Source organism: Achromobacter sp. ACM03, from assembly GCF_014851665.1.
Taxonomy (GTDB): Bacteria; Pseudomonadota; Gammaproteobacteria; order Burkholderiales; family Burkholderiaceae_B; genus Achromobacter; species Achromobacter aegrifaciens.
Genome location: NZ_JACVAD010000005.1, coordinates 41,222 through 62,252 on the forward strand (window position 1 = coordinate 41,222; position 21,031 = coordinate 62,252).

The 21,031-nt window shown below is 67.2% G+C and carries 19 protein-coding genes; 12 read left to right on the plus strand and 7 right to left on the minus strand.

Translation table 11 applies throughout. The features are described from left to right. The first annotated feature begins 58 nt into the window (after positions 1-58). The 7 genes from IB257_RS21820 to IB257_RS21850 are packed head-to-tail and all read left to right on the plus strand — an operon-like array spanning position 59 to position 7,371. A complete protein-coding gene (locus tag IB257_RS21820) occupies positions 59-1,591 on the plus strand; it encodes a class I adenylate-forming enzyme family protein (protein ID WP_175214248.1) in 1,533 nt (510 codons plus the stop codon). After that, on the plus strand, positions 1,588-2,772 hold the full coding sequence (locus IB257_RS21825) for a lipid-transfer protein (RefSeq protein ID WP_054451223.1): 1,185 nt from the start codon (positions 1,588-1,590) through the stop codon (positions 2,770-2,772). The genes IB257_RS21820 and IB257_RS21825 overlap by 4 nt, the downstream gene beginning before the upstream one ends. Before the next feature lie 10 nt (positions 2,773-2,782). Then, positions 2,783-3,226: a MaoC family dehydratase N-terminal domain-containing protein gene (locus IB257_RS21830; protein WP_175214247.1), complete on the plus strand. Its 444-nt coding sequence runs from the start codon at positions 2,783-2,785 to the stop codon at positions 3,224-3,226. 9 nt (positions 3,227-3,235) lie between these two features. Then, positions 3,236-3,655: a MaoC family dehydratase gene (locus tag IB257_RS21835; protein ID WP_054451225.1), complete on the plus strand. Its 420-nt coding sequence runs from the start codon at positions 3,236-3,238 to the stop codon at positions 3,653-3,655. 19 nt (positions 3,656-3,674) lie between these two features. Continuing rightward, positions 3,675-4,499: an SDR family NAD(P)-dependent oxidoreductase gene (locus tag IB257_RS21840; protein ID WP_175214246.1), complete on the plus strand. Its 825-nt coding sequence runs from the start codon at positions 3,675-3,677 to the stop codon at positions 4,497-4,499. Positions 4,500-4,514: 15 nt separating this feature from the next. Beyond that, a complete protein-coding gene (locus tag IB257_RS21845) occupies positions 4,515-5,669 on the plus strand; it encodes an acyl-CoA dehydrogenase family protein (RefSeq protein WP_175182076.1) in 1,155 nt (384 codons plus the stop codon). 40 nt (positions 5,670-5,709) lie between these two features. Further along, positions 5,710-7,371, plus strand: a complete 1,662-nt coding sequence (locus IB257_RS21850; protein ID WP_175214245.1) for a long-chain fatty acid--CoA ligase — start codon at positions 5,710-5,712, stop codon at positions 7,369-7,371. Between the two features lie 103 nt (positions 7,372-7,474). Here the strand turns inward: IB257_RS21850 and IB257_RS21855 are convergent, their stop codons facing one another. From IB257_RS21855 to IB257_RS21885, 7 genes are read right to left on the minus strand one after another with little or no spacing between them, the layout of a single operon-like run. Continuing rightward, entirely contained in the window at positions 7,475-8,455 is a 981-nt protein-coding gene (locus tag IB257_RS21855; protein ID WP_175214244.1) for a tripartite tricarboxylate transporter substrate binding protein, read from the minus strand. 29 nt (positions 8,456-8,484) lie between these two features. Further along, on the minus strand, positions 8,485-9,702 hold the full coding sequence (locus IB257_RS21860; RefSeq protein WP_225589080.1) for a CaiB/BaiF CoA-transferase family protein: 1,218 nt from the start codon (positions 9,700-9,702) through the stop codon (positions 8,485-8,487). After that, positions 9,699-10,850, minus strand: a complete 1,152-nt coding sequence (locus IB257_RS21865; RefSeq protein ID WP_175161898.1) for an acyl-CoA dehydrogenase family protein — start codon at positions 10,848-10,850, stop codon at positions 9,699-9,701. The genes IB257_RS21860 and IB257_RS21865 overlap by 4 nt, the downstream gene beginning before the upstream one ends. A gap of 39 nt (positions 10,851-10,889) precedes the next feature. Then, positions 10,890-12,095: an acetyl-CoA acetyltransferase gene (locus tag IB257_RS21870; protein WP_175161826.1), complete on the minus strand. Its 1,206-nt coding sequence runs from the start codon at positions 12,093-12,095 to the stop codon at positions 10,890-10,892. Further along, the gene (locus tag IB257_RS21875; protein ID WP_175214243.1) at positions 12,076-13,548 is read right to left on the minus strand and encodes a 3-oxoacyl-[acyl-carrier-protein] synthase III C-terminal domain-containing protein; all 1,473 of its coding nucleotides are present in this window, start codon (positions 13,546-13,548) and stop codon (positions 12,076-12,078) included. The genes IB257_RS21870 and IB257_RS21875 overlap by 20 nt, the downstream gene beginning before the upstream one ends. Further along, a complete protein-coding gene (locus IB257_RS21880) occupies positions 13,545-14,420 on the minus strand; it encodes a MaoC family dehydratase (protein WP_175214242.1) in 876 nt (291 codons plus the stop codon). Before IB257_RS21880 ends, IB257_RS21875 begins: the two co-directional genes overlap by 4 nt. 8 nt (positions 14,421-14,428) lie before the next feature. After that, positions 14,429-15,346, minus strand: coding sequence for an SDR family NAD(P)-dependent oxidoreductase (locus tag IB257_RS21885; RefSeq protein WP_175214241.1), 918 nt, complete (start codon positions 15,344-15,346; stop codon positions 14,429-14,431). A 346-nt stretch (positions 15,347-15,692) separates the two neighbouring features. Between IB257_RS21885 and IB257_RS21890 the strand changes: the two genes are divergently transcribed. From IB257_RS21890 to IB257_RS21910, 5 genes are all read left to right on the plus strand, one after another. After that, positions 15,693-16,697 carry a LysR family transcriptional regulator gene (locus tag IB257_RS21890; protein WP_175161834.1) on the plus strand — a complete coding sequence of 335 codons (1,005 nt, stop codon included), beginning with the start codon at positions 15,693-15,695 and terminating at the stop codon, positions 16,695-16,697. Positions 16,698-16,773: 76 nt separating this feature from the next. Further along, positions 16,774-17,757 carry a tripartite tricarboxylate transporter substrate binding protein gene (locus IB257_RS21895; protein ID WP_175214240.1) on the plus strand — a complete coding sequence of 328 codons (984 nt, stop codon included), beginning with the start codon at positions 16,774-16,776 and terminating at the stop codon, positions 17,755-17,757. Between the two features lie 206 nt (positions 17,758-17,963). Then, positions 17,964-19,199: a CaiB/BaiF CoA-transferase family protein gene (locus IB257_RS21900; RefSeq protein ID WP_192492799.1), complete on the plus strand. Its 1,236-nt coding sequence runs from the start codon at positions 17,964-17,966 to the stop codon at positions 19,197-19,199. Beyond that, positions 19,192-19,977, plus strand: coding sequence for a crotonase/enoyl-CoA hydratase family protein (locus IB257_RS21905; RefSeq protein ID WP_175161839.1), 786 nt, complete (start codon positions 19,192-19,194; stop codon positions 19,975-19,977). Before IB257_RS21900 ends, IB257_RS21905 begins: the two co-directional genes overlap by 8 nt. 70 nt (positions 19,978-20,047) lie before the next feature. Continuing rightward, positions 20,048-21,028, plus strand: a complete 981-nt coding sequence (locus tag IB257_RS21910; protein WP_192492800.1) for a tripartite tricarboxylate transporter substrate binding protein — start codon at positions 20,048-20,050, stop codon at positions 21,026-21,028. Positions 21,029-21,031: the final 3 nt, after the last annotated feature.

Genomic DNA, 21,031 nt, shown 5'->3' on the forward strand with positions numbered 1-21,031 from the left:
CGAGGACGAACGCACGCTGTTCCGCGCAAGGAGCACGGCGCCGCAGGAGACGAGCACCATGTATCTGACACAAGGCCTGCATCGTGCAGGCCGGCTGCACCCCGGCAAGATCGCGCTGTGCGAAGACGCACGGCGCTGGACCTACGCGACGCTGATCGATTGGACCGCGCGCAAGGCCGCCGTGCTGCGCGGCCATGGCGTGCTGCCGGGCGATCGCGTAGCGTTCTGGGGCGCCAACGGCGCGGACTATGTGTCGTGGATCCTGGCGTGCTGGTGGCTGGGGGCGGCCGTGCTGCCTTTGAACACGCGCTGGAGCTGCCCAGAGCTTGCGCAGGCACTGGCCGACTGCAGTCCGCGCCTGCTGTTGGTGGACGAGACCATGGCCCCGCGCATGGCCGATGTGGACGTTCCTGCCAGCACGCAGCCGCTGTCCGCCGACGTGCTGGAAGCGCACGCCGCCGCGGCCGCGCCGCTGGACGATGTCCGTGCGGGTGGCGATGCGCTGGCCGCGATCCTCTTTACCGGCGGCACGACCGGCGCGCCCAAGGGCGCCGTGCTGACGCACGCGAACCTCTGGAGCGCTGCGGTGGCCAGGATGGCTACGGTCCCCACGCCGCCCGACAGCCGCACCCTGCTGGTCGCGCCGCTATTCCATGTTGCCGGATTGGGTCGATTGATCGGACAGTTTGTCGCGGGCGCATCGGTGGCGGTCCAGCGCGGCTTCCAGCCCCGCGCGGTGTTGCAGGCCCTGCAGGACGACGGCGTAACCGAAGTGCTGCTGGTGCCCAGCATGATCCAGATGCTGCTGGACGAACCCGGATTCGCGCAGTACCGGCTGGACGGCGTGCGGCGCGTGATCTGGGGCGCCTCGCCGATTTCCCGGGCGTTGCTTGACCGGGCGCTGGCGGCCTTTCCGCAAGCAGAGTTCGTGCATGCCTACGGCATGACCGAAACCGCCGCCACCGTCGCTATCAATGCAGACGTGCGCCAGGGCGGCGCGCGCACCGAATCGGCGGGACGGCCTGCGGTAGGCGTGGAGACGCGCATTCTCGCGCCCGATGGCAGCGAGGCGGCGCCCGGCGCCGTTGGCGAGCTGTCGGTGCGCGGGCCCATGGTGATGCAGGGTTACTGGAACCGGCCTGAAGAAACGCGTCGCGCGTTCGACGGGGACTGGTTGCTGACGGGCGACGCAGCCCGCCAGGACGAGGATGGATACCTGTACATCGTCGACCGCCTCAAGGACATGATCGTCAGTGGCGGCGAAAACGTTTACGGCGCTGAAGTGGAAGGCGTGCTGGCCCGCCACGCGCTGGTGGCGCGCTGCGCGGTCATCGGCGTGGCGCACGCGCGCTGGGGCGAGGCTGTGCACGCGGTAATCGTGCCGCATCCAGGCATGGCCGCCGACGCCGACGCCCTGGACAGGCATTGCCGCCTGCAGCTTGCCGCCTACAAATGTCCCAAGACCTACGAGTTCCTCAGCGAATTGCCCATGTCGGCCGCCGGCAAGGTGCTGAAGTCCGTGCTGAGACAAGACCATGAATCCAGGCGCGCGGCCGTCGCTGCGCCCGCTCATCAGGAGAGTCAGACATGAATCGGAAAGTATGGGTGGCAGGGGTCGGCATGATTCCTTTCAGCAAGCCCGGCGCCAGCGAGGCATATACCGTGATGGGCGCGAGCGCCGTGCGCCAGGCCCTGCGGGACGCGGGGCTGCAATACGACGCGGTCCAGCAGGCCTACGCCGGCTATGTCTACGGCGATTCGACCGCCGGCCAGGCGGTGGTCTACGGCGTGGGGCTGAGCGGTATTCCGGTGTTCAACGTCAACAACAATTGCGCAAGCGGTTCGTCGGCCCTGTTCCTGGCGCGGCAGGCGGTGGAAAGCGGGGCGGTGGAGTGCGCCCTGGCGGTGGGCTTCGAACAGATGGTGCCTGGCGCGCTGAAAGGCGTGTACGAGGACCGCCCGTCGCCACTGCAGGACTTCGTCCTGGCGATGAGCGAAATGCAGGGTTATGACACGGCCAAGCCGCGCGCCGCCCAGTTCTTCGGCGGCGCGGGCCGCGACTACATGAAGGAGCACGGCATCGGCGCCGACGTCTTCGCCCGCATCGCGGTCAAGGCGCGCCAGCATGCCGCGCGCAATCCTTACGCCGTGTTCCGCCAGCCGGTCACGCTGGACGAGGTGCTGTCCGCGCCCATGATCTTCGATCCGCTGACGCGCCTGCAATGCTGCCCGCCGACCTGCGGCGCGGCGGCCGCCATCCTGTGTTCGGACGAGTTCGCGCGCCGCCACGGCCTGGCGCCCGCCGTCAGCATTGCCGCGCAGGCCATGACGACGGACACGCCGTCCACCTTCGGCGCCGGCGACATGCGCAAAGTGGTGGGCTTTGACATGACGCGGGCCGCAGCCGACCAAGTTTATGAGGCCGCCGGTATCGGCCCTGACGACGTGGACGTGGTCGAGCTGCACGACTGCTTCACCGCCAACGAGCTGATCACCTACGAAGGCCTGCGCCTGACGCCCGAGGGCAGCGCCGAGAAGTTCATCCTGGAAGGCGACAACACCTACGGCGGCAAGGTCGTGACCAATCCATCCGGCGGCTTGCTGTCCAAGGGCCATCCGCTGGGCGCAACCGGCTTGGCGCAGTGCACCGAGCTGGTGTGGCAACTGCGAGGCCAGGCGGACTTGCGCCAGGTCGAAGGCGCCAGGCTGGCGCTGCAGCACAACCTGGGACTGGGCGGCGCCTGCGTGGTGACGCTGTACCAGGCGGCCTGAGGAGAACGCAATGCTCGATACCAGCCATATCGGCGCCGCCTTGCCGGCGTTCAACGCGACCGTGGAGGCAGGCCGCCTGCGCTTCTTTGCGAAGGCCACCGGCCAGGACGACCCGGTCTACACCGACGAAGCCGCCGCGCGAGCGGCCGGCTACCGGGGACTGCCGGTGCCGCCGACCTTCTTCTTCTGCCTGGAAATGGACAGCCCCCGGCCCGCAGCCATGCGTGAATTGCTGGGCATAGACATAGCGCGGGTGCTGCACGGCGAACAGGGATTCGTCTACCACGCCATGGCGCATGCCGGCGACGAATTGCGCTTTGAACCGCGCATCGCCGACATCTACGCCAAGAAGGGCGGCGCGCTGGAGTTCGTCGTGCGCGAAACCCGGGTGACCGACGCCGAGGGGCGCCTGGTCGCCGAACTGCGCGCGACGACCGTCGTGCGCAACGCCTAGGAGACAGGAATGACTGCGGCCATGAATCATGACGCCAGGGCCGGCGACGAGCTGCCCGGTTTTACCGCGGGGCCGATCAGCCGATTGGGGCTGGCGCTGTATTGCGGCGCCTCGGGCGACCACAACCCGATACACGTGGACCTGGATTTCGCGCGAGCCGCCGGCATGGACGACGTCTTCGCCCACGGCATGTTGTCGGCTGCCTATCTGGCCCGGCTGCTGACGAACTGGGCGCCGCAATCGGCGTTGCGCGAGTACGCCGTGCGCTTCGTGGCGATCACGCACGTGGGCGACGAGGTCCGCTGTTCCGGCAGCGTGGTGGAACGCTTTGAAGCGCAGGGAGAAACCCGCTTGCGGGTGGAGCTGCATGCGCGCAGCCAGACCGGCGAACTGCGCCTGAGCGGCGTGGCAGTGCTGGCAATTCAGTAGCCCAGGAAAGGAGAGAACGATGGGTACATTGGAAGGCAAGGTCGCGCTGGTTTCGGGCGCGGGACGCGGCATCGGGCAGGAGATTGCGCTGAAGCTGGCGCGCGAAGGCGCCAACGTGGTGGTGAACGATCTGGACGCGGTGCCTGCGGAAGAAACCGTGGCGCTGATCCGCAAGGCGGGCGGCCAGGCGCAGGCCTGCGCGGGCAGCGTGATCGAAGCGGGCTTTGCCGAACGTTTCGTCGGCGCCGCCGTGGACACCTATGGCGGCCTGGACATCATCGTCAACAATGCCGGCTACACCTGGGACAACGTGATCCAGAAGATGACGGACGAACAATGGGACGCGATCCTGGCGGTGCACCTGTCCGCGCCGTTCCGCATCCTGCGGGCGGCCTCCAGCTTCATCCGGGTCGCGGCCAAGGCCGAAGCGGAACAGGGCAGGGAAGTGTTCCGCAAGGTCGTGAACATCTCGTCGACTTCCGGAGTCATGGGCAATGCCGGCCAGGCCAACTACTCGGCCGCCAAGGCCGGCATCAACGGGCTGACGCGCGCATTGGCCAAGGAATGGGGTCGCTACAAGGTAAACGTCAATAGCGTGGCCTTCGGGCTGATCAAGACGCGCCTGACCGAAGCGCCGGCCGACGGTGATGCCACGCTGGATATCGAAGGCCGGCAGATCAAGGTGGGCGTCAATCCGCAAGTGCTGAAGAACGCCGAAAGCCTGATCCCCATCGGCCGCGCCGGCACGCCGGCGGAAGCCGCAGGTGCGGTGTACCTTTTCTGCCTGCCCGAGTCCAACTACGTCAGCGGCCAGGTCCTGGTCGTCGGCGGCGGCCGTCCTTGAAAGGGGGGAAGCGCTATGGACACGCCACGGCAAGGCTGGATGGATGCGGACCTGACGCTGTTCCAGGATTCGACGCGCCGCCTCTTCGAAAAGGAGTTCGTGCCCGACGAAGAGCGCTGGCGCAAGCAGCAGCACGCGGACCGCGAGGTCTGGAACAAGGCGGGCCGGTTGGGCCTGCTGTGCGTGAGCATGCCCGAGGCCTATGGCGGGGGCGGAGGCAACTTCGCGCACGAGGCCATCGTGGCGGCGGAGCAGGCGCGCGCCATGGTGCACGGCTTCAGCAACAACGTGCACAGCGCCATCCTGGCGCATTACATACTGAACTACGGCACGGAAGAGCAGAAGCGGCGGTGGCTGCCACGCATGGCCACGGGCGAACTGGTGGGCGCCATCGCCATGAGTGAGCCGGGAGCCGGGTCCGACCTGAAGAGCGTGCGCACCACCGCCGTCAAGCAGGGCGAGCAGTATGTCCTCAATGGCTCCAAGACCTTCATCACCAACGGCTTGCACGCGGACCTGGTCTGCGTGGTCGCCAAGACCGATCCCCAGGCGGGGGCCAGGGGCGTGTCGCTGATCATGGTGGAAACGCAGGACCTGCCGGGCTTCAGGCGCGGGCGGTTGCTGGAGAAGCTGGGTCAGAAAAGCCTGGACACGGCGGAGCTGTTCTTCGATGGCGCGCGCGTGGGCGAGGACTGCCTGCTGGGTGGCGTCGAGGGCCGCGGCTTCGCCCAGCTCATGCAGCAGCTGCCGCGCGAACGGCTGCTGATCGCGGTGGGCGCCGTGGCCACCATGCGTCGCGCCATCGAGGAAACCCTGGCCTACGCGAGCACCCGGCAGGTCTTCGGCCAGGCGCTCATCGAACTCCAGAACACGCGCTTCAAGCTGGCCGAGTGCGAGACAGTCGCCACCATTGCGGCGCGTTTCGTCGACGATTGCATCGAGCGCCAGCTGGCGGGCACGCTGGACCTGTCCACGGCGGCCATGGCCAAGTGGTGGACCACGCAGATGAACTGCCAGGTGATCGACGAATGCCTGCAATTGCACGGCGGCTACGGCTACATGCTTGAATACCCGATAGCCAGGCTGTACGCGGATGCGCGGGTCGGCAAGATCTACGGCGGCTCCAACGAGATCATGAAGGAAATCATCGCGCGCGCCATGACCGCCTGAGGCGCATGGCGGACAGTCAGAACAACGATGAGGAGACAAGATGCACCAAGCGCATTATCGGTACTGGCCCAAGGGGCTGCCGAAGGAGATCAGCCCGCCGCAGTCCAGCCTGTACTTCAACCTGGAGGCGTCCGCCACGCGCTATCCGGGCAAGGCCGCCATCGTGTTCTACGACACAGTGCTGGACTACGCGCGGCTCAAGCGCGAGGTCGACGCCCTGGCCGGCTACCTGCAGCACAGCGCGGGCGTGAAGGCAGGCGACCGCGTCCTGTTGCTGAGCCAGAACTGTCCGCAGTTTGTCATCGCGTACTACGCGATCCTGCGCGCCGAGGCGGTGGTGGTGCCGGTCAATGCCATGAGCACGCCGGACGAATTGGCGCATTACCTGGCGGACAGCGGTGCCCGCGTGGCCTTCGCGGCCCAGGAACTGTGCGCGCGGCTAGACGGCTTCGCCGCTGACGGACGCCTGGAGCGTGTCATCGTCCACACCTATTCGGATTATTTGCAGGGACCGGCTCCTGATGCGCCCGAATGGGTCGCCGCGCCCAGGCGCGCACCCGATGTGCGGGGCGGCGTGCCCTGGTACGGCGCGCTGGCGGTCAACGTACAGCCGTTGCCGCACCGGGCCGGGGCGAAGGACCTCTGCCTGCTGCCTTATACCTCGGGCACCACTGGCCGGCCCAAGGGCTGCCGCCATACCCACGGCACCATGAATGCATCCCTGGCCGGTTCGCAGCTATGGCGCGGCCTCACCTCCGAAGCGGTCATCATGGGCGTGGCGCCGATGTTCCATCTGCTGGGCATGCAGAGCTGCATGAATACGCCCATCCTGCTGGGCGCCACGGTGGTGGTATTGCCGCGCTGGGACCGCGAAGTGGCCGGGAGGCTGATGGCGCGTCATCGCGTCAGCGTCTGGGCCGCGCCGCCCGCGATGGTCGTGGATTTCTTCGCGCAACCCGGCATCGAAAAGCTGGACCTGTCCAGCCTGGCGCAGCTATGCGGCGGCGGAGCCCCCATGCCCGAGGCGGTCGCTGCCATGTTGGCCAGCCGCTACGGCATCACCTACAACGAGGCCTATGGGCTGACGGAAACCGCTTCGTTCCTGCACTGCAATCCGCTGGACCGCAACAAGCGCCAATGCATAGGCGTCCCCACCTTCGGCGTGGACACGCGGATCGTGGATCCGGCCACGCTGGTTGAACTGTCCCAGGGTGACACCGGCGAACTCGTCACGCGCGGCGCGCAGGTCATGCTGGGGTACTGGAACAATCCGCAGGCCGATGAGGAAGCCTTTTTCATGCTGGACGGGCAGCGCTATTTCCGCACCGGCGATTTGGGCCGCGTGGACGAAGACGGCTATTTCTACGTGACCGATCGCCTGAAGCGCATGATCAACGCATCCGGCTACAAGGTCTGGCCGGCGGAGGTCGAGAACGCGCTGTACGAGCATCCGGCAGTCCACGAGGCCTGCGTGATCGGAGTGCCGGATGCCTGCCGCGGCGAAACGGTGAAGGCTCTGCTGGTGTTGCGCGACGAGGCGCGCGGCAGCGTGCGCGAAGAAGAGGTGATTGCCTGGGCGCGGACGCGCATGGCTGCCTACAAGGCGCCGCGCATCGTGGAGTTCGTGGAGGTTTTGCCTAAGTCCAGCACGGGCAAGATCCTGTGGCGGCAGCTGCAGGAGGAGGGCAAGACGGCGGCCTAGCTCGGCGTGTCCGGCAGCTCAGGGGCCGGCGGGCCGCTCCTGGCCATTCTCGGCCCGCACCCCTGGCGCAAGCGGCTGATGCAAGAAGGGGCGGTTGGCTAGCCTATCTCAGGGTGATCCCCGTCTGTTGCACGACCCGCGTCCAATATTGGCGATCGTCGTCTATCCTTGCGGCGAGATCCCTTGACGTGCCGCCTTCAGCGATCAGTCCCAGTTGCGCATAGCGCTCGCGCACGTCGCTCGTTGAAAGCACGGTTGCCACATCTGTCGTGATGCGGTCGGCCACGGCCTGAGGGGTGCCGGGCGGCGCGTATAGCCCAACCCAGGTATCCCGGTTCAGGCCGGCGATGCCCAACTGGTCGAAGCTGGGCACGCCGGGCAGCAGGGGCGAGCCCGCCGGCGTGGTGACGGCCAGCACGCGGGTCTTGCCCGTCTGGGCCGCCTTGGTGGCGCCGGATGCGCTCAGGAAGGCGCTGCCTACGTGTCCCCCTAGCAGGCCGCTCAGATTGGGGCCTTCTCCCGCAAAGGGTATGTGGGTGATGTCGATGTCCATTTCGCGCTTGAGCAGTTCGCCGAAGAAATGCGTGCTCGTGCCTTCGCCGCTGGAGCCGAAGCTCACGGCACCGGGCTTGGTGCGAGCCAGCTCGACATACTGTGCGAGGCTATCCGCCGGAACCGCTTGCCGGTTGACCAGTAGCGCGACCGGTGTGGTGAAAAGGGTGGACACGGGCACCAGGTCCGCTGCCGCCGGCGCAGCGCCATCCTGGCCGCGGCTTAGCTGTTCGTTAAGGGTCGAATTGGTCGCCGCGACCAGGGTGTTGCCGGGCGGACTCTTGGCCGCCAGGGCCAGGCCGATGCGGCCGGAGGCGCCGGGGCGGTTCTCGACGATCACGGCCTGATTCCACAGGACGCTCAAGCGCTCGGCCAGGATGCGGGCGGCGCCATCGACGGCGCCGCCCGCGGGGTAGGGCACGATCAACCGCACCGGCTGGTCTGGGTAGGGGTCGGCGGCGCAGGCGGGCTCGGGGTTGAGCGCCGCGATCGCGACGGCCATGAACGCGATCAAGCGGATGGCATGGTGCATTGCTGGTCTCCCTTGTGCATATCGAGCGCTCAGATCACGCCGGCCGCGCGCAGCCGGGCGATGCTGTCTGGCGGCAATCCCAGCAGCTCGCCATAGACCGTTTCATTGTCTTGCCCCAGTTCGGCGCCAGCATGGCTGGGCTCCGTCGGATCGCGGGCGAAGCGCGGCACGACGTTGGGCATCTGCAGCATGCCGAAGTCGCGGTCCGGGACGTCAACGATGGAACGCCGCGCCACCACGTGGGGATCCTTGACCACCTGTTCGATGGTGTAGATCGGCGCCAGCGTGCCGTTGGCCTGTTCGAAGGCCGCGAGCACCTGGTCCAGATCGTGTCCGGCGCACCAATCGATGAAGACGCGGTTCAACTCCTGTTCATGCAGGACCCGGCTGGCGTTGTTGGCGTAGCGGGGATCCAGCGCCAGGTCCGGCCGGCCGATGGCCTGGCAGTTGTTGGCGAACATGGAGTCGATCGAGCCGGCCATGGATACCCAATGGTTGTCTCGCGTCCGGTAAACCGCGGAAGGTGCGGAGTAGGGGCTGCGGTTGCCGTTCCGGGCGGGCACGGTACCAAGCTGCTGGTAGACCCCGGGCATGAAGTCCAGCAGCCGGGTGATGCACTCCGTCAGCGCAAGGTCGATCTCTTCGCCGGGCCGGGCAGGGTCGCGGGCGCGGGGCCATAGAGCCGTGAGGATGCCGATGGCGCCGAACAGTCCACCGATCGAGTCGCCGAGCGGCACGCCGGCGTGCATGGGCTCGTCCTCGGCATGCCCGGTGACGGTGGTCAGCCCGCCCATGGCCTCGAAGATCCGTGCGAAACCGGGCCGCTCCGAGTAAGGGCCGGACTGGCCGAAGCCCGTGACCCGCAGGATCACCAGGTTGGGCTTCAGCGACCACAGCACTTCCTTGGTCAGGCCCCAGCGGTCGAGCGTGCCGGGCCGGAAGTTCTCGATCAGCACGTCGAACTGCGGCACAAGCTGCTTGAAAATGTCGGCGCCTTCCGGCGTGCGCAAGTCCAGCGTGGCAAAGCGCTTGCCGCGCTGGGCGGTCTTCCACCATATGCTTCTGCCATCCTTGAACGGCGGAAAGGCGCGCATGCCGTCGCCCTTGCGCGGCAGTTCCAGCTTGAGCACGTCGGCGCCGTAGTCGGCGAGCAGCGTGGCGGCGAAGGGGCCAGCGAGGACGGTGGCGATGTCCAGCACCTTCAGCCCGGCCAGGGGGCCTGTCTTGGCGTCGCGTCCTGTCATCATCGCGGCGCCAGTTGGCGGGCGATGATCTCCTTCATCACCTCATTGGCCCCGCCATAGATTTTCTGGCCGCGAGAATCCACGTACATGCGCGCGATGGGGTATTCACGCATGAATCCATAGCCGCCGAAGAGCTGCAGGCAGCGGTCGACCGTCTCGCACTCCTTCTGCGTGCCCCACCATTTCGCCATGGCGGCGGTAGCGGCGTCCAGTCTCCCTTGTTGCTGCCAGGCGATGCACTGATCGATGAATACCCGCGCCAGCGCGGCCTCCGTCTTCATCTCGGCGAACTCGAAACGGGTGTTTTGCAGCTTGAACAGGGGCTGGCCGAAGGCCTGGCGCTGATGCACGTGTTCCAGCGTCAGGCGCAAGGCCCGTTCGATGCTGGCGACGGCGCGTATGCCGATCAGCAGGCGCTCATAGGGCAGCTGCGCCATCATCTGGGCGAATCCCTGGCCTTCCCCGGCGCCCAGCAGGTTGGCGGCGGGAACCCTGGCCTCATCGAAGAAGAGTTCCACGGTATCCTGCGCCTTGAGTCCGATCTTGTCCAACGGCTCACCGCGGCGAAACCCCGCCAGCCCGCCGGTTTCCACCATCAGCAGCGACACGCCCTTGGCGCCCAGGGTGGCGTCGGTCTTTACGGCCAGCATCACCAGGTCCGCATGATGGCCGTTGGTGTTGAAGGTCTTGGAGCCATTGACCACATAGCTGTCGCCATCGCGCCGCGCGCGGGTCTTGATGCCTTGCAGGTCGGAGCCGGCGCCGGGTTCGGTCATGCCGATGGACGCGACGATGTCGCCGCTGGCCATGCCCGGCAGCCAGCGCCGCTTCTGCTCCTCGTTGCCGTAGTGGTGCAGGTAGTGGCCGACGATGTAGTGCGGGCCGAAACCAGGGCCGAAGCCGCATTCCGCGCTGACTTCGACCAGCGCCGCCAGATGGGCGTAATCGCCGTCGCCACCGCCATGCTCCGAAGGAAGATCAGCCAGCAGGAAGCCCATCGCGCCGAGCTGATTCCAGACCTCGCGATCGACGTAGCCCTGCGCCTCCCAGGCCGGCAGGCGCGGTAGCAGTTCGGCGCTCCAGTAGCGGCGGGCAGTTTGCTGGAACTGTTCGATCTCTGGCGTGCGCCAGGGGGATTGGTATTCGTCCATCAACACGTTGTTTCTCCTTTCTTGTCCGATGTGCGCCGGTCAGGCGCCGTACTTGCCCAGCACGGAGACGCTGCACACGTTCTGCCAGGGAAAGCCGCCCAGGTTGTGGATCACACCCAGGGCGGGATCGTCGGCGCGCTGGCGGGCGCCGGCGCGGCCCAGCATCTGCAGATACATCTCGTAGGCCATGCGCAGTCCGGTCGCGCCGATGGGATGGCCAAAGCACTTGAGGCCGCCGTCGATCTGGCAGGGAATCGTGCCGTCCGCGTCATAGAATCCGTCCAGCACGTCATGGGCGCCGCGCCCTTCAGCCGAGATGTGCATGTCCTCCATCGTCACCAGTTCAGTGATGGAAAAGCAGTCGTGCACCTCCAGCAGGTCGATCTGCTGGCGCGGCCGTCCTATGCCGGCCTCTTCATAGGCGCGGGCCGACGCGACCCGGGTGGTCTGGAAGTAGCTGCCGTCCCAGCTGTCGTGCCCGGCTTCGCTGCCGCTGGATACCGCCAGCTGGAGCGCCTTGATTGCCACCAGGTCGCGCTTGCCCAGGCCGCGCGCGATGTCAGGCGTGGTCAATATCGCGCAAGCAGCGCCGTCCGAAACGCCGCAGCAGTCGTACAGGCCCAGCGGCTCGGCGATCATCGGCGCGTTGATCGCGTCCTCCATGCTGATCGGATTGCGGAGATGGGCCTTGGGATTGCGGCCGGCGTTGGCGTGGCTTTTCACCGAGATATGGGCGATGGCGCGCTTCAGGTCGCGCGCATCGACGCCATGCTTGGCGCGGTAGGCGCTGGCCAACTGCGCGAACGAGCCGGGCGCGCTGATGTTGGGCCACACGATGTCGTTGAGCGGACCGCGCGGACGTTGGGGCAGGCCGCCGTAGCCGGTGTCCTTAAGCTTCTCCACACCGAAGGCCAGCGCAAAGTCGCAGGCGCCGGAGGCCACCGCATAGGCGGCGCCGCGCAGCGCTTCCGACCCGGACGCGCAGAAATTCTCCACTCGCGAGACGGGGATGTTGGGCAATCTCAGGGCAACGCCCAGCGGTACGCCGCCGCTGCCCAGGTGCTGCGTTTCGATGCCGGTGCCCAGCCATGCCGCCTGGATCTGTTCCTTGCCGATCCCGGCATCCAGCAGGCATTCGCCGAAGGCCTCCACCGCGAGGTTCTCAGCGCTGCGATCCCAGCGCTCGCCAAAGTGCGAGCAGCCCATCCCCAGGATCACCACCTTGTCACGAATTCCCGTTGCCATGCCTGTTCTCCTTAGGGTTGGCGACGGTCGCCTTCCAGAAATAGCGGGTGTAGCCGCGCGCGGCGTCGTACGCCTTGATCCGAAAGCTCATGCGCAGCGCAACGCCGACAGCGAGCTCGTCTTCGTCCATGTCGGCGTAGTCCATCATCAGGCGGCCTCCGCCTTCGAACTGAACCATGCCGTAGCAGGCAGGCGGATCGGGGGTATAGGCCAGGCGGTCCGCCGTGTAGCTCATGATCCTGGCCGGGGTGTCGGCGAACGGCAGGTCCTCTTGCGTGCCGCTGGCGCCGCAGGCGGGATTGACGCAGATGTCGGCGCGCGGCCACTGGGCCGTGCCGCAAGCGCGGCAACGCCCGCCGACGAAGCCGTGCACCGCCTTGCGGTTGCGGTATTCGACGGAGAGCGGCGTAAGCTTGTCGTTGTCGGCGCGCATGCCGCGTTCCAGCGCAAGCTGGTCGTTGAAAACCAGGAACTTCATGTAGTTGTCCTCGGCCTTGCCGCGCGCCAGCCAGCCTTGCGCGCCCAGCCGGCCAGGCAGGGCGGCCAGGGCCGGGGTGGTGCGCAAGACCAGCACGTCCACTCCCTGGCCGAATGCGACCAACACCAGCACTTGCCCCGGGGCGGCCGCACCCAGAGCATGTGCCAGCATCAGCAGCGGATGGGCGCAGCCAGCGTTGCCCACCGTGGCCGCCAGCGTGTCATGCGCGCGGTCGGGCGGGATGCCGGCGAGCTTGGCGATCCGCTGCGCCGCGCCCTTTTGCGGCAGCGCCACGCACAGGGTATCCACCTGGCCAGGGTCCAGCCGGGCCTGGCGCAGCGCCGCCGAGATGGCCTGCGGAATCTGCGCGCTGTGTCCTTCCTCGCGTATCCAGCGCTCTTCCCAATAGGTGTCGGTGGCCGCGCCGACGCCGCGATAGTGGTCGGCCATGTCGATGCTGCGGCTTTCCAGCGCCAGGGGTTCGGCGATGGCCTCGCCATCGCCCACCAGCACCGCGCCCGCGGCATCGCCGTACAGCAGCTCCTGCGCGCTGGCCACTTTGGCCTTGCGGCGGTCGCTCGCCACGACCAGCGCGCTGCGTCCAGCGCCCCCGCGCAGCGCCTGCATCAAGGCGGAGGTTGCACCGCGCTGCGAGGACGCGACGTCGATGGCGCCGATGTCCTCGGCCAGATTCAAGGCCTGCGCCACGATGCTGGCGTTCAACCGGCTGGCGTAGGGCAACGAGGTCGAGGCCAGCAGCAGGTCGTTCACGGCGGGGCTATCGAACCCCTGCAGGCAGTCGCGCGCGGCTTCCACTGCCATGGTGATGGCATCCTCGTCGTAACCGCACATGGAACGCTCGCCGGCGCGATGTGCCGCCAGCGAGGTGTCGTACCAGGAATGGCTGCGCACGATCGCCTCGCGCTGCAGGCGCAGGCGCGGAATGTAGGCGCCGAAGGAAAGTATGCCTCTCATGCGCCTGCTCCGTGCGCCGCGTCGATGATGGCCAGACCGTTGTTCAGCACCACTTTCTGGCGTTCCAGCGCCGTGGCGCGGAAGCGGACTTCGCCGCTGGCGCCCCAGGCTTCGACGCGGATGGTCTCGCCGGGATAGACCGGCGCGCTGAAGCGCACGTCGATGCGCTTGAGTCTGGCCGGCTCGTAGTCGCACAGCATGCGCAGCAGCCCGTGGCAGGCGATGCCGTAGGAGCAGAGGCCATGCAGGATGGGCCGCTCGAAACCGCCCGCGCGCGCGACCTCGGGGTCCGCATGCAGCGGATTCAGGTCGCCGGACAGGCGGTAGAGCAGGGCCTGGGATGTTAGCGTGGGCAGGTCGCAGACGTGTTCGGGCGTGCTTTCCGGCAGCTTGGCGGGCGCCGGTGACGGGCCGCTGGCGCCGCCGAAGCCGCCGTTGCCGCGCGCCATCACTGCCTGTTCCACGGTGGCAAGCAGGGCGCCGTCGCGCGTTTCCAGCGTGCGTTCCACGAAGAAAAGCGCACCGACGTCCGGCCCCTTGTCGAGGATGTCCTTGATCCGCGTACGTCCGATGACGGTGCCGGCTGGCGCCAGCGGACGATGCAGCTGCACCGACTGGCTGGCGTGCAGTACTCGGCGCCAGTCTATGCCGGTGTCGGGTTCCTGCATCCAGAAGCCGGGGTAGCCTAGCACCGCGGCCTGGGTCGGCACCGCCAATTGCCGCTCTTCGTAGACGAAGGGCAGTTCGCGCGCATCCAGCGGGTCGCGGCCCAAGCCCAGTCCCAGCGCGTACAGGATGGAGTCCTTGGCGGTGTAGGTCTGCTCCACCGGTTCGAAGTGGCGCCGCATCAGTTTGTCGGGGTCGAGTCTCATGGCGGGCCTCATACCGGAGTCCAGGCGAAAGCCTCGCGCGCGCTTTCCAGCGGCACCAGACTGGGCTGCATCGCAGGGATTGCATGCTCGGCGATGGCTTCGACGGTCCAGCCTTCCGAGCGATGCACGCTGCGTACCGGCCGCGGCTGGCTGAACAGCATGATTTCGTTCTTGCGCACGCCGAAGATCTGCCCGCTCACGCCGGCGGCCAGGTCTGACAGCAGGTACACGACCATGGGGGCGATCTTGTCGGCGGTCATCTGCTTGAAGCGTTCCAACCGGCGCTTCTGCTCCTCGGTTTCGTCGGGCAGGGTGCCGATGAGGCGGCTCCAGGCCCAAGGCGACACGCAGTTCGAGCGTACGTTGCAACGTTCCATTTCCAGCGCGATGGAGCGCGATATCCCGACGATGCCCAGCTTGGCCGCCGAATAATTGGCCTGGCCGATGTTGCCCACCAGGCCGGCTGCCGAGGTCATGTGCACGTAGGCGCCGGACTGCTGCTCGCGGAACATCGCGGCGGCGGCGCGGCTGACGTTGTAGGTGCCTTGCAGATGCACGTCGATGACCTGCTGCCAGTCCACGTTGCTCATCTTGTGGAACATCCGGTCGCGCAGGATGCCGGCGTTATTGACCACGCCGTCCAGCCGTCCGAAGTTATCGACGGCGGTCTGTACCATGCGCGCCGCCGCATCCGGGTCGGAGACGCTGTCGCCGTTGGCGACGGCGCGCCCGCCTGCCTGGCGGATTTCCGCGACCACCTCGGATGCCGGGTCCAGCGTGCCTGCGCCTTCGCCGTTCGGACTGCCGCCCAGATCGTTGACCACCACGGCTGCGCCCTCGCGCGCCGCCAGCAGGGCGATTTCGCGGCCGACGCCGCGGCCGGCGCCGGTGACCAGAACGACTTTCCCTTCAAGTACTCCAGCCATTTCATCTCCTTGGCAGGTTGATCCGTACACCCGGAATCGGGATGGGCCAACTGTAGGCATGGAGGGCGAGCGGGGTAAGCACGCGCAGCGGATGGCAGGTATGCAGGATCGGCAACGCTCAGGTCGATTCGCGGTGATTCGGTCCGTGCTGCGTGGCAGCAAGAACGCTCCCGGAGCTGCTGCGGGTTGATCCCGATCCGGCATGGATGAAGCAGCCGGTCGGCGCGCGCTTGCCGCAACGCAGCACCTTTGACGCGGCGCCGCGCCAGGCCGCATGGGCGCGATACGCCCTGATATGATCAAAAAAAACCAATGCAGGCTGTCCCATCCCGGCAGGAGACAGAAAGTGAAACTGGTGGCCCGCGCAGCCGATGAGCTGAAGATCGAGAACGTGTCCGCTTTCGTCGCGACTGCGGAGTCAGGCAGTTTTTCGCAGGCGGCGGTGCTGCGGGGATGCTCGCAGTCCATGCTGAGCCGGCGGGTATTGGAACTGGAAGAACAGTTGGGCGGCCGCCTGTTCAACCGCACTGGCCGCGGCGTGCTGCTGACCGAGTTGGGCGTGGCGCTGCTGCCCGTGGCGCAGGGACTGCTGGATGGCGCCACCGGCTTCCTGGAGCTGGCTTCCTCCACCAATGAGCAGCCGTCCGGCACGGTGGAGATCGCCTTGCCGCGCTGGGCCGCCGAAGGCCCGGTGTCGATGCTGGTGAATCGCATAACGTCCCAGTTTCCCAGGATCCATCTGGTTATACACGAAAGCTACAGCCGCGACGTGATGGACAGGCTGGCGGCGGGCAAGCTCGATATCGGCGTCTTCAACAGCTGCCAGCCCGAGCCGCCCGCCCAGGCACAGCGCCTGTTTTCGTCCGACCTGGTGCTGCTGGGCCGGCGCGATTCGCCGCTGTTGCGCGACCCCACCGTGCCGCTGGCCGCATTGAACGGCTTGTCCATCGTGATGCCGCCTTCGCCCAACCCCGTGGAGGCCGTGGTGCGTGAACGCACCCGCGACATGCAGCTGGAGTTGCGCGCGGAACTGGAGATCAACTCCGGCGCGATGATCCGCGAGGTGGTGCGCCGCTGCGGCCGCCATGCCATTACCCAGGTGCATCGCATCGAGGACTACCTGGACGAAGGCGACCTGGCGATTTCCCGCATCGTCGAACCGGCGCTCACCTTGCACACCTTCTGCGCCACCGGCGCCAAGCACCGCATCAACCGCGCCAGCCTTGCGGTAGAGCGCTGCCTGGTCGCGGTGCTGGGAGAGCACTTCGTCCGATTGCAGCAGGCCGCGCAGATGCGCGAGGCGCGCTGGGCCAAGGCCTGGCAGACAGCTGTTCAGACCGTGCATAGCTGATCGTCGGTTCCCGCATGGCACGCCGGAGTTCTTGTCGCTATCGTGACAGGCCACAAGAACCCGAGGAGACGAAACCATGTCCGTTGCCAGAACCGCGTGGCGCGCTGCAGTGCTCGCCTGCGCCGCACTGCTTGCTTCGATGCCGGCCGCAGGAGCCGGAGCCGATGCCTATCCTTCACGGCCCATACGCTTCATCGTGCCCATCGGACCCGGCAGCAGCGGCGATACGATGACGCGCACCTTCGCCGAGCACCTGCGCAAAGTGGCGGGCCAGTCCACACTGGTGGAGAACCGGCCCGGCGCCGAACTCTCGCTAGGCACCCAGGTGGCGCTGAGCGCGCCAGCCGACGGCTACACCGTGGTGTTGATCAGCCCCAGCGCGACAGTGATCAACCCATTGTTTGTAAAAGACTTGCCGTATCGCCCCGAGGATCTGCTGCCGATGATCAACGTGACCCGGCACGTGGCAGTGCTGGTCGCATCGGTGAGTTCGCCATACAAGAACCTGGGCGACGTCGTCGCGGCAGCCCGCCGCGACAAGGGCGGTGTCAGCCTGGCCACCTACGGCAACAGCTATCGCCTGGGCGCGCTCGACCTGGCCAGCCGCGCGGGCGTGGATTTCAACCATGTCCCATACAAGGGCGCCGCGCAGGCAGTGGCGGACGTGGTGGGGGGCTCGGTGGATCTGGCGTTGATAGACATCGCCGGCGCCGCGCCCCTGGTCGCCTCGGGGAAAATCCGGGCGCTGGCCGTAGCCGGAGACCAGCGTCATCCGCTGTTGCCCGACGTGGCGACCGTGCAGGAATCGGGCTATCCCGGCTACTCCCTGTACATTTTCATAGGCTTCGCCATACACGCCAAGACGCCTCCGGCGATAGCCGGCAAGCTTGAAGACATGATGCGACAGGTCATGGACGATCCGGCGCTGCGGGCGCAACTGGCCCAGCAGAGCGGTGGCGAAGTGGTGGGGATTGGGAGCAAGGAATTCTCCCGGGAAATTCAGGCCGAAAAGTTGCGGTACGGGGAGTTGGCGCGCACGGTCGGCGGCGCGCTGCCCTGAACTAGGGCCGGCTCGGCCGCGATCTCCCGCCAATATCCTGGATGTATCGGCTGACCCAAATATAGTATTTCCGGCGCTTGCAGTTCTTACCTAGGATGTCCAGCAAGACATTCTGGAATGGGAGCTGTCATGTTCGAAGGTGGTGTTTGCAGGATATCCGGGCCGCGCGGGATGCGCGTGCGGGCGGGGCGTTCGGGGTGCAGGGCATGAGTGGCCCGTTGGAAGGCGTGCGCATCCTGGATGTCACCACGGTGCTGATGGGCCCCTACGCCACGCAGATACTGGGAGACCTGGGCGCGGACGTGGTCAAGGTCGAACCTCCGGCCGGCGACAACGTGCGCGGCATCGGCCCGGCGCGGCATCCTGGCATGGGCGGAATCTTTCTGCACGCCAACCGCAGCAAGCGCAGCGTCGTGCTGGACTTGAAGCGGCCCGCCGGCCGCGACGCGCTGCTGAAGCTGGCGGCGACCTGCGACGTCCTGATCTACAACGTGCGGCCCCAGGCCATGGCGCGGCTGGGGCTGTCTTATCAGGAGCTGGCGCAGGTCAATCCGGCGATCCTGTATGTGGGCGTCTACGGCTACGATCAGCGGGGGCCCTATGCGGCGCGCGCCGCCTACGACGACCTGATCCAGGGCGCGGTGGCCATCCCGGCGCTGTCGGTCCAGGCTGGCAGTGAAACACCTCGGTACGCGCCCAGCGCCATTGCCGACCGCATCGTGGGCATCAGCGCGGCCAACGCGGTCAGCGCCGGCCTATACCACCGGGCCCGGACAGGACAGGGGCAGGCCATCGATGTGCCCATGTTCGAGACCATGGCGCAATTGATTCTGGGCGATCACATGGCAGGCCAGTCCTTCGAGCCGCCCTTGGGCCCTCCCGGCTATCCGCGCATCCTGAACGCGGACCGGCGCCCCTATGCCACGCTGGACGGGCATATCTGCGTGTTGATCTACGCGGACAAGCAATGGGCGGCATTCTTCGAATTGATCGGCCAGCCTGGGCGCGAGTCCACCGACCCGTGGTTCCGCGACATAGGGACTCGCACCCAGCACATCCATGCGATCTATCGCCTGGTGTCGGACGAGATCGCCAAGCGCACGACCGCGCAATGGCTCGAGGAGTTTGAGGCGGCGGATATTCCGGCCATGCCCATGCACACGGTGGAGTCGCTGCTGCGCGATCCACAATTGGAAGCTGTCGGGTTCTTCAACACGGTCGAGCATCCCAGCGAGGGCAAGCTGCGCACGATGGCGGTGCCGTCGCGCTGGTCCGGCACGCCCCCCGACCCCTCGCGGCATGCGCCGCGGCTGGGCGAACACAGCGTCGAGGTGCTGAAGGAGGCCGGCTACCCGGATGAAGCCATTGCCACGCTGCTAAGGGATGGCGTGACCTTGACGGCGACCAACGATGCCGCAGTGACCGGAGCTGCCCATGACTGATTTCCTGAAACTCGAGCGCCATGGGGCCGTGCTGCTCCTGACCATGGACCGCGCGGCTACACGTAACGCGCTGTCCGATCCCGACGCGATCGACGCGCTTGTGGACGTCTGCGCCGAGGTCAACGCGGACATGTCGGTGCGCGCCGTGGTGCTGACCGGCGCGCACGGCGTGTTCTCTTCCGGCGGCAATCTCAAGACCTTGTCCGCAGCCGTCGGCGCCGGCCTGGGCGAGCCGGTGCGCAGCCGGCAGGCCTACCGCGATGGCATCCAGCGCGTGCCGCTGGCTCTGTGCAATCTGGAAGTGCCGACGATAGCGGCGGTCAACGGGCCGGCCATCGGCGCGGGCTGCGACCTGGCCTGCATGTGCGACATGCGTCTGGCCGCCGAGGAGGCGCGCTTCGCCGAGAGCTTCGTCAAGCTGGGCCTGACGCCGGGAGACGGCGGCGCCTGGCTGCTGCCGCGGGTGGTCGGCATGTCGCGCGCGTGCGAGCTGGCGTTTACCGGCCGTAGCGTCGACGCCGCCCAGGCGTTGGACATGGGGCTGGTTTCGCAGGTGCTCAGCCAGGAGGCGCTGCTGCCGGCCGCCATGGCCTTGGCACAGGAGATTGCCCAGCATTCCGGCCATGCGCTGCGTCTGACCAAGCGCTTGCTGCGCGAAGGCCAGCACACCCGGCTGGATACCCTATTGGAATTATCGGCCGGCTTCCAGGCGTTGGCGCACCACACCCAAGAGCACGCCAGCGCACTGGACGCATACCTGGACAAGACGCGCGGCTGAGGCTTGCGCCCTGGCCACGGCAGCCTCGCCGACGCGCAACCGATAACGAGGCGACATAAGGAGGAGATCCATGGAGACAAAAAGAAGAACGCTGGTGGCCGCTTTAGGCGCGCTGGCTGGCCTGCCGCTGGCGCGCGCCGTCGCCAATCCCGCGGCGTGGCCGGCGCAGCCCTTGCGGCTGATCCTGCCTTACGCGGCGGGCGGTCCGACCGATGTGCTGGCCCGGGCCGTGGCGCAGCACGTGGCGCGGCAACTGGACCAGCCCGTGATCGTCGAGAACAAGACCGGCGCCAGCGGCAACATCGCTGGCGAAACCGTGGCGCGCGCGCGGCCCGACGGATACACCCTGCTATATCACTCGTCGGGCCTGGCTATCAGCCCCGCGCTGTACCGGCAGCTGCCCTATGACCCATTGCGCGATTTCGCGCCGGTGGGGCTGACGGCCTCGATCCCGTTGGTGCTGATGACGACCAATGCCTTGCCGCCCAGGGACACCAGCGAATTCATCGCCTACCTCAAGGCGCGTCCCGATGCGCTCAGCTATGGCACTGGCGGCGTCGGCAACATCACGCATTTGAGCGTGGCGCTGTTCCTGCATGCCACCGGCACGCGCGCCGTGGGCATTCCCTTCAAGGGCACCAATCCGGCCATGGTGGCGATGCTGGGCGGCCAGGTGCAGTTCATGGTGGACGCGATCAGCTCGGCGCTGCCTTATATCCGTGACGGCAGGGTCAAGGCGCTGGCCGTGACCGGCGCCGAACGGTCGCCCGCGTTGCCGCAGGTGCCGACGCTGCGCGAAGCCGGCTTGCAGGACCTTACGATGAGTACTTGGCAAGGCGTGCTGGCGCCGGCTGCCACGCCGCAGCCGGTGATCCAGCGCCTGAACCAGGCGGTGGCCGCGGCGGTGCGCGATCCGGCCATCGCCGGACCGTTTACGGCGCAGGGGGTAGACCTGCGCAATTCCTCGCCCGCCGAGTTCCAGGCTTATCTGGGGCAGGAGGTCCGGCGCTGGGGCGACGCGGTCAGGATGGCAGGCATACAGCCTGAATGAATA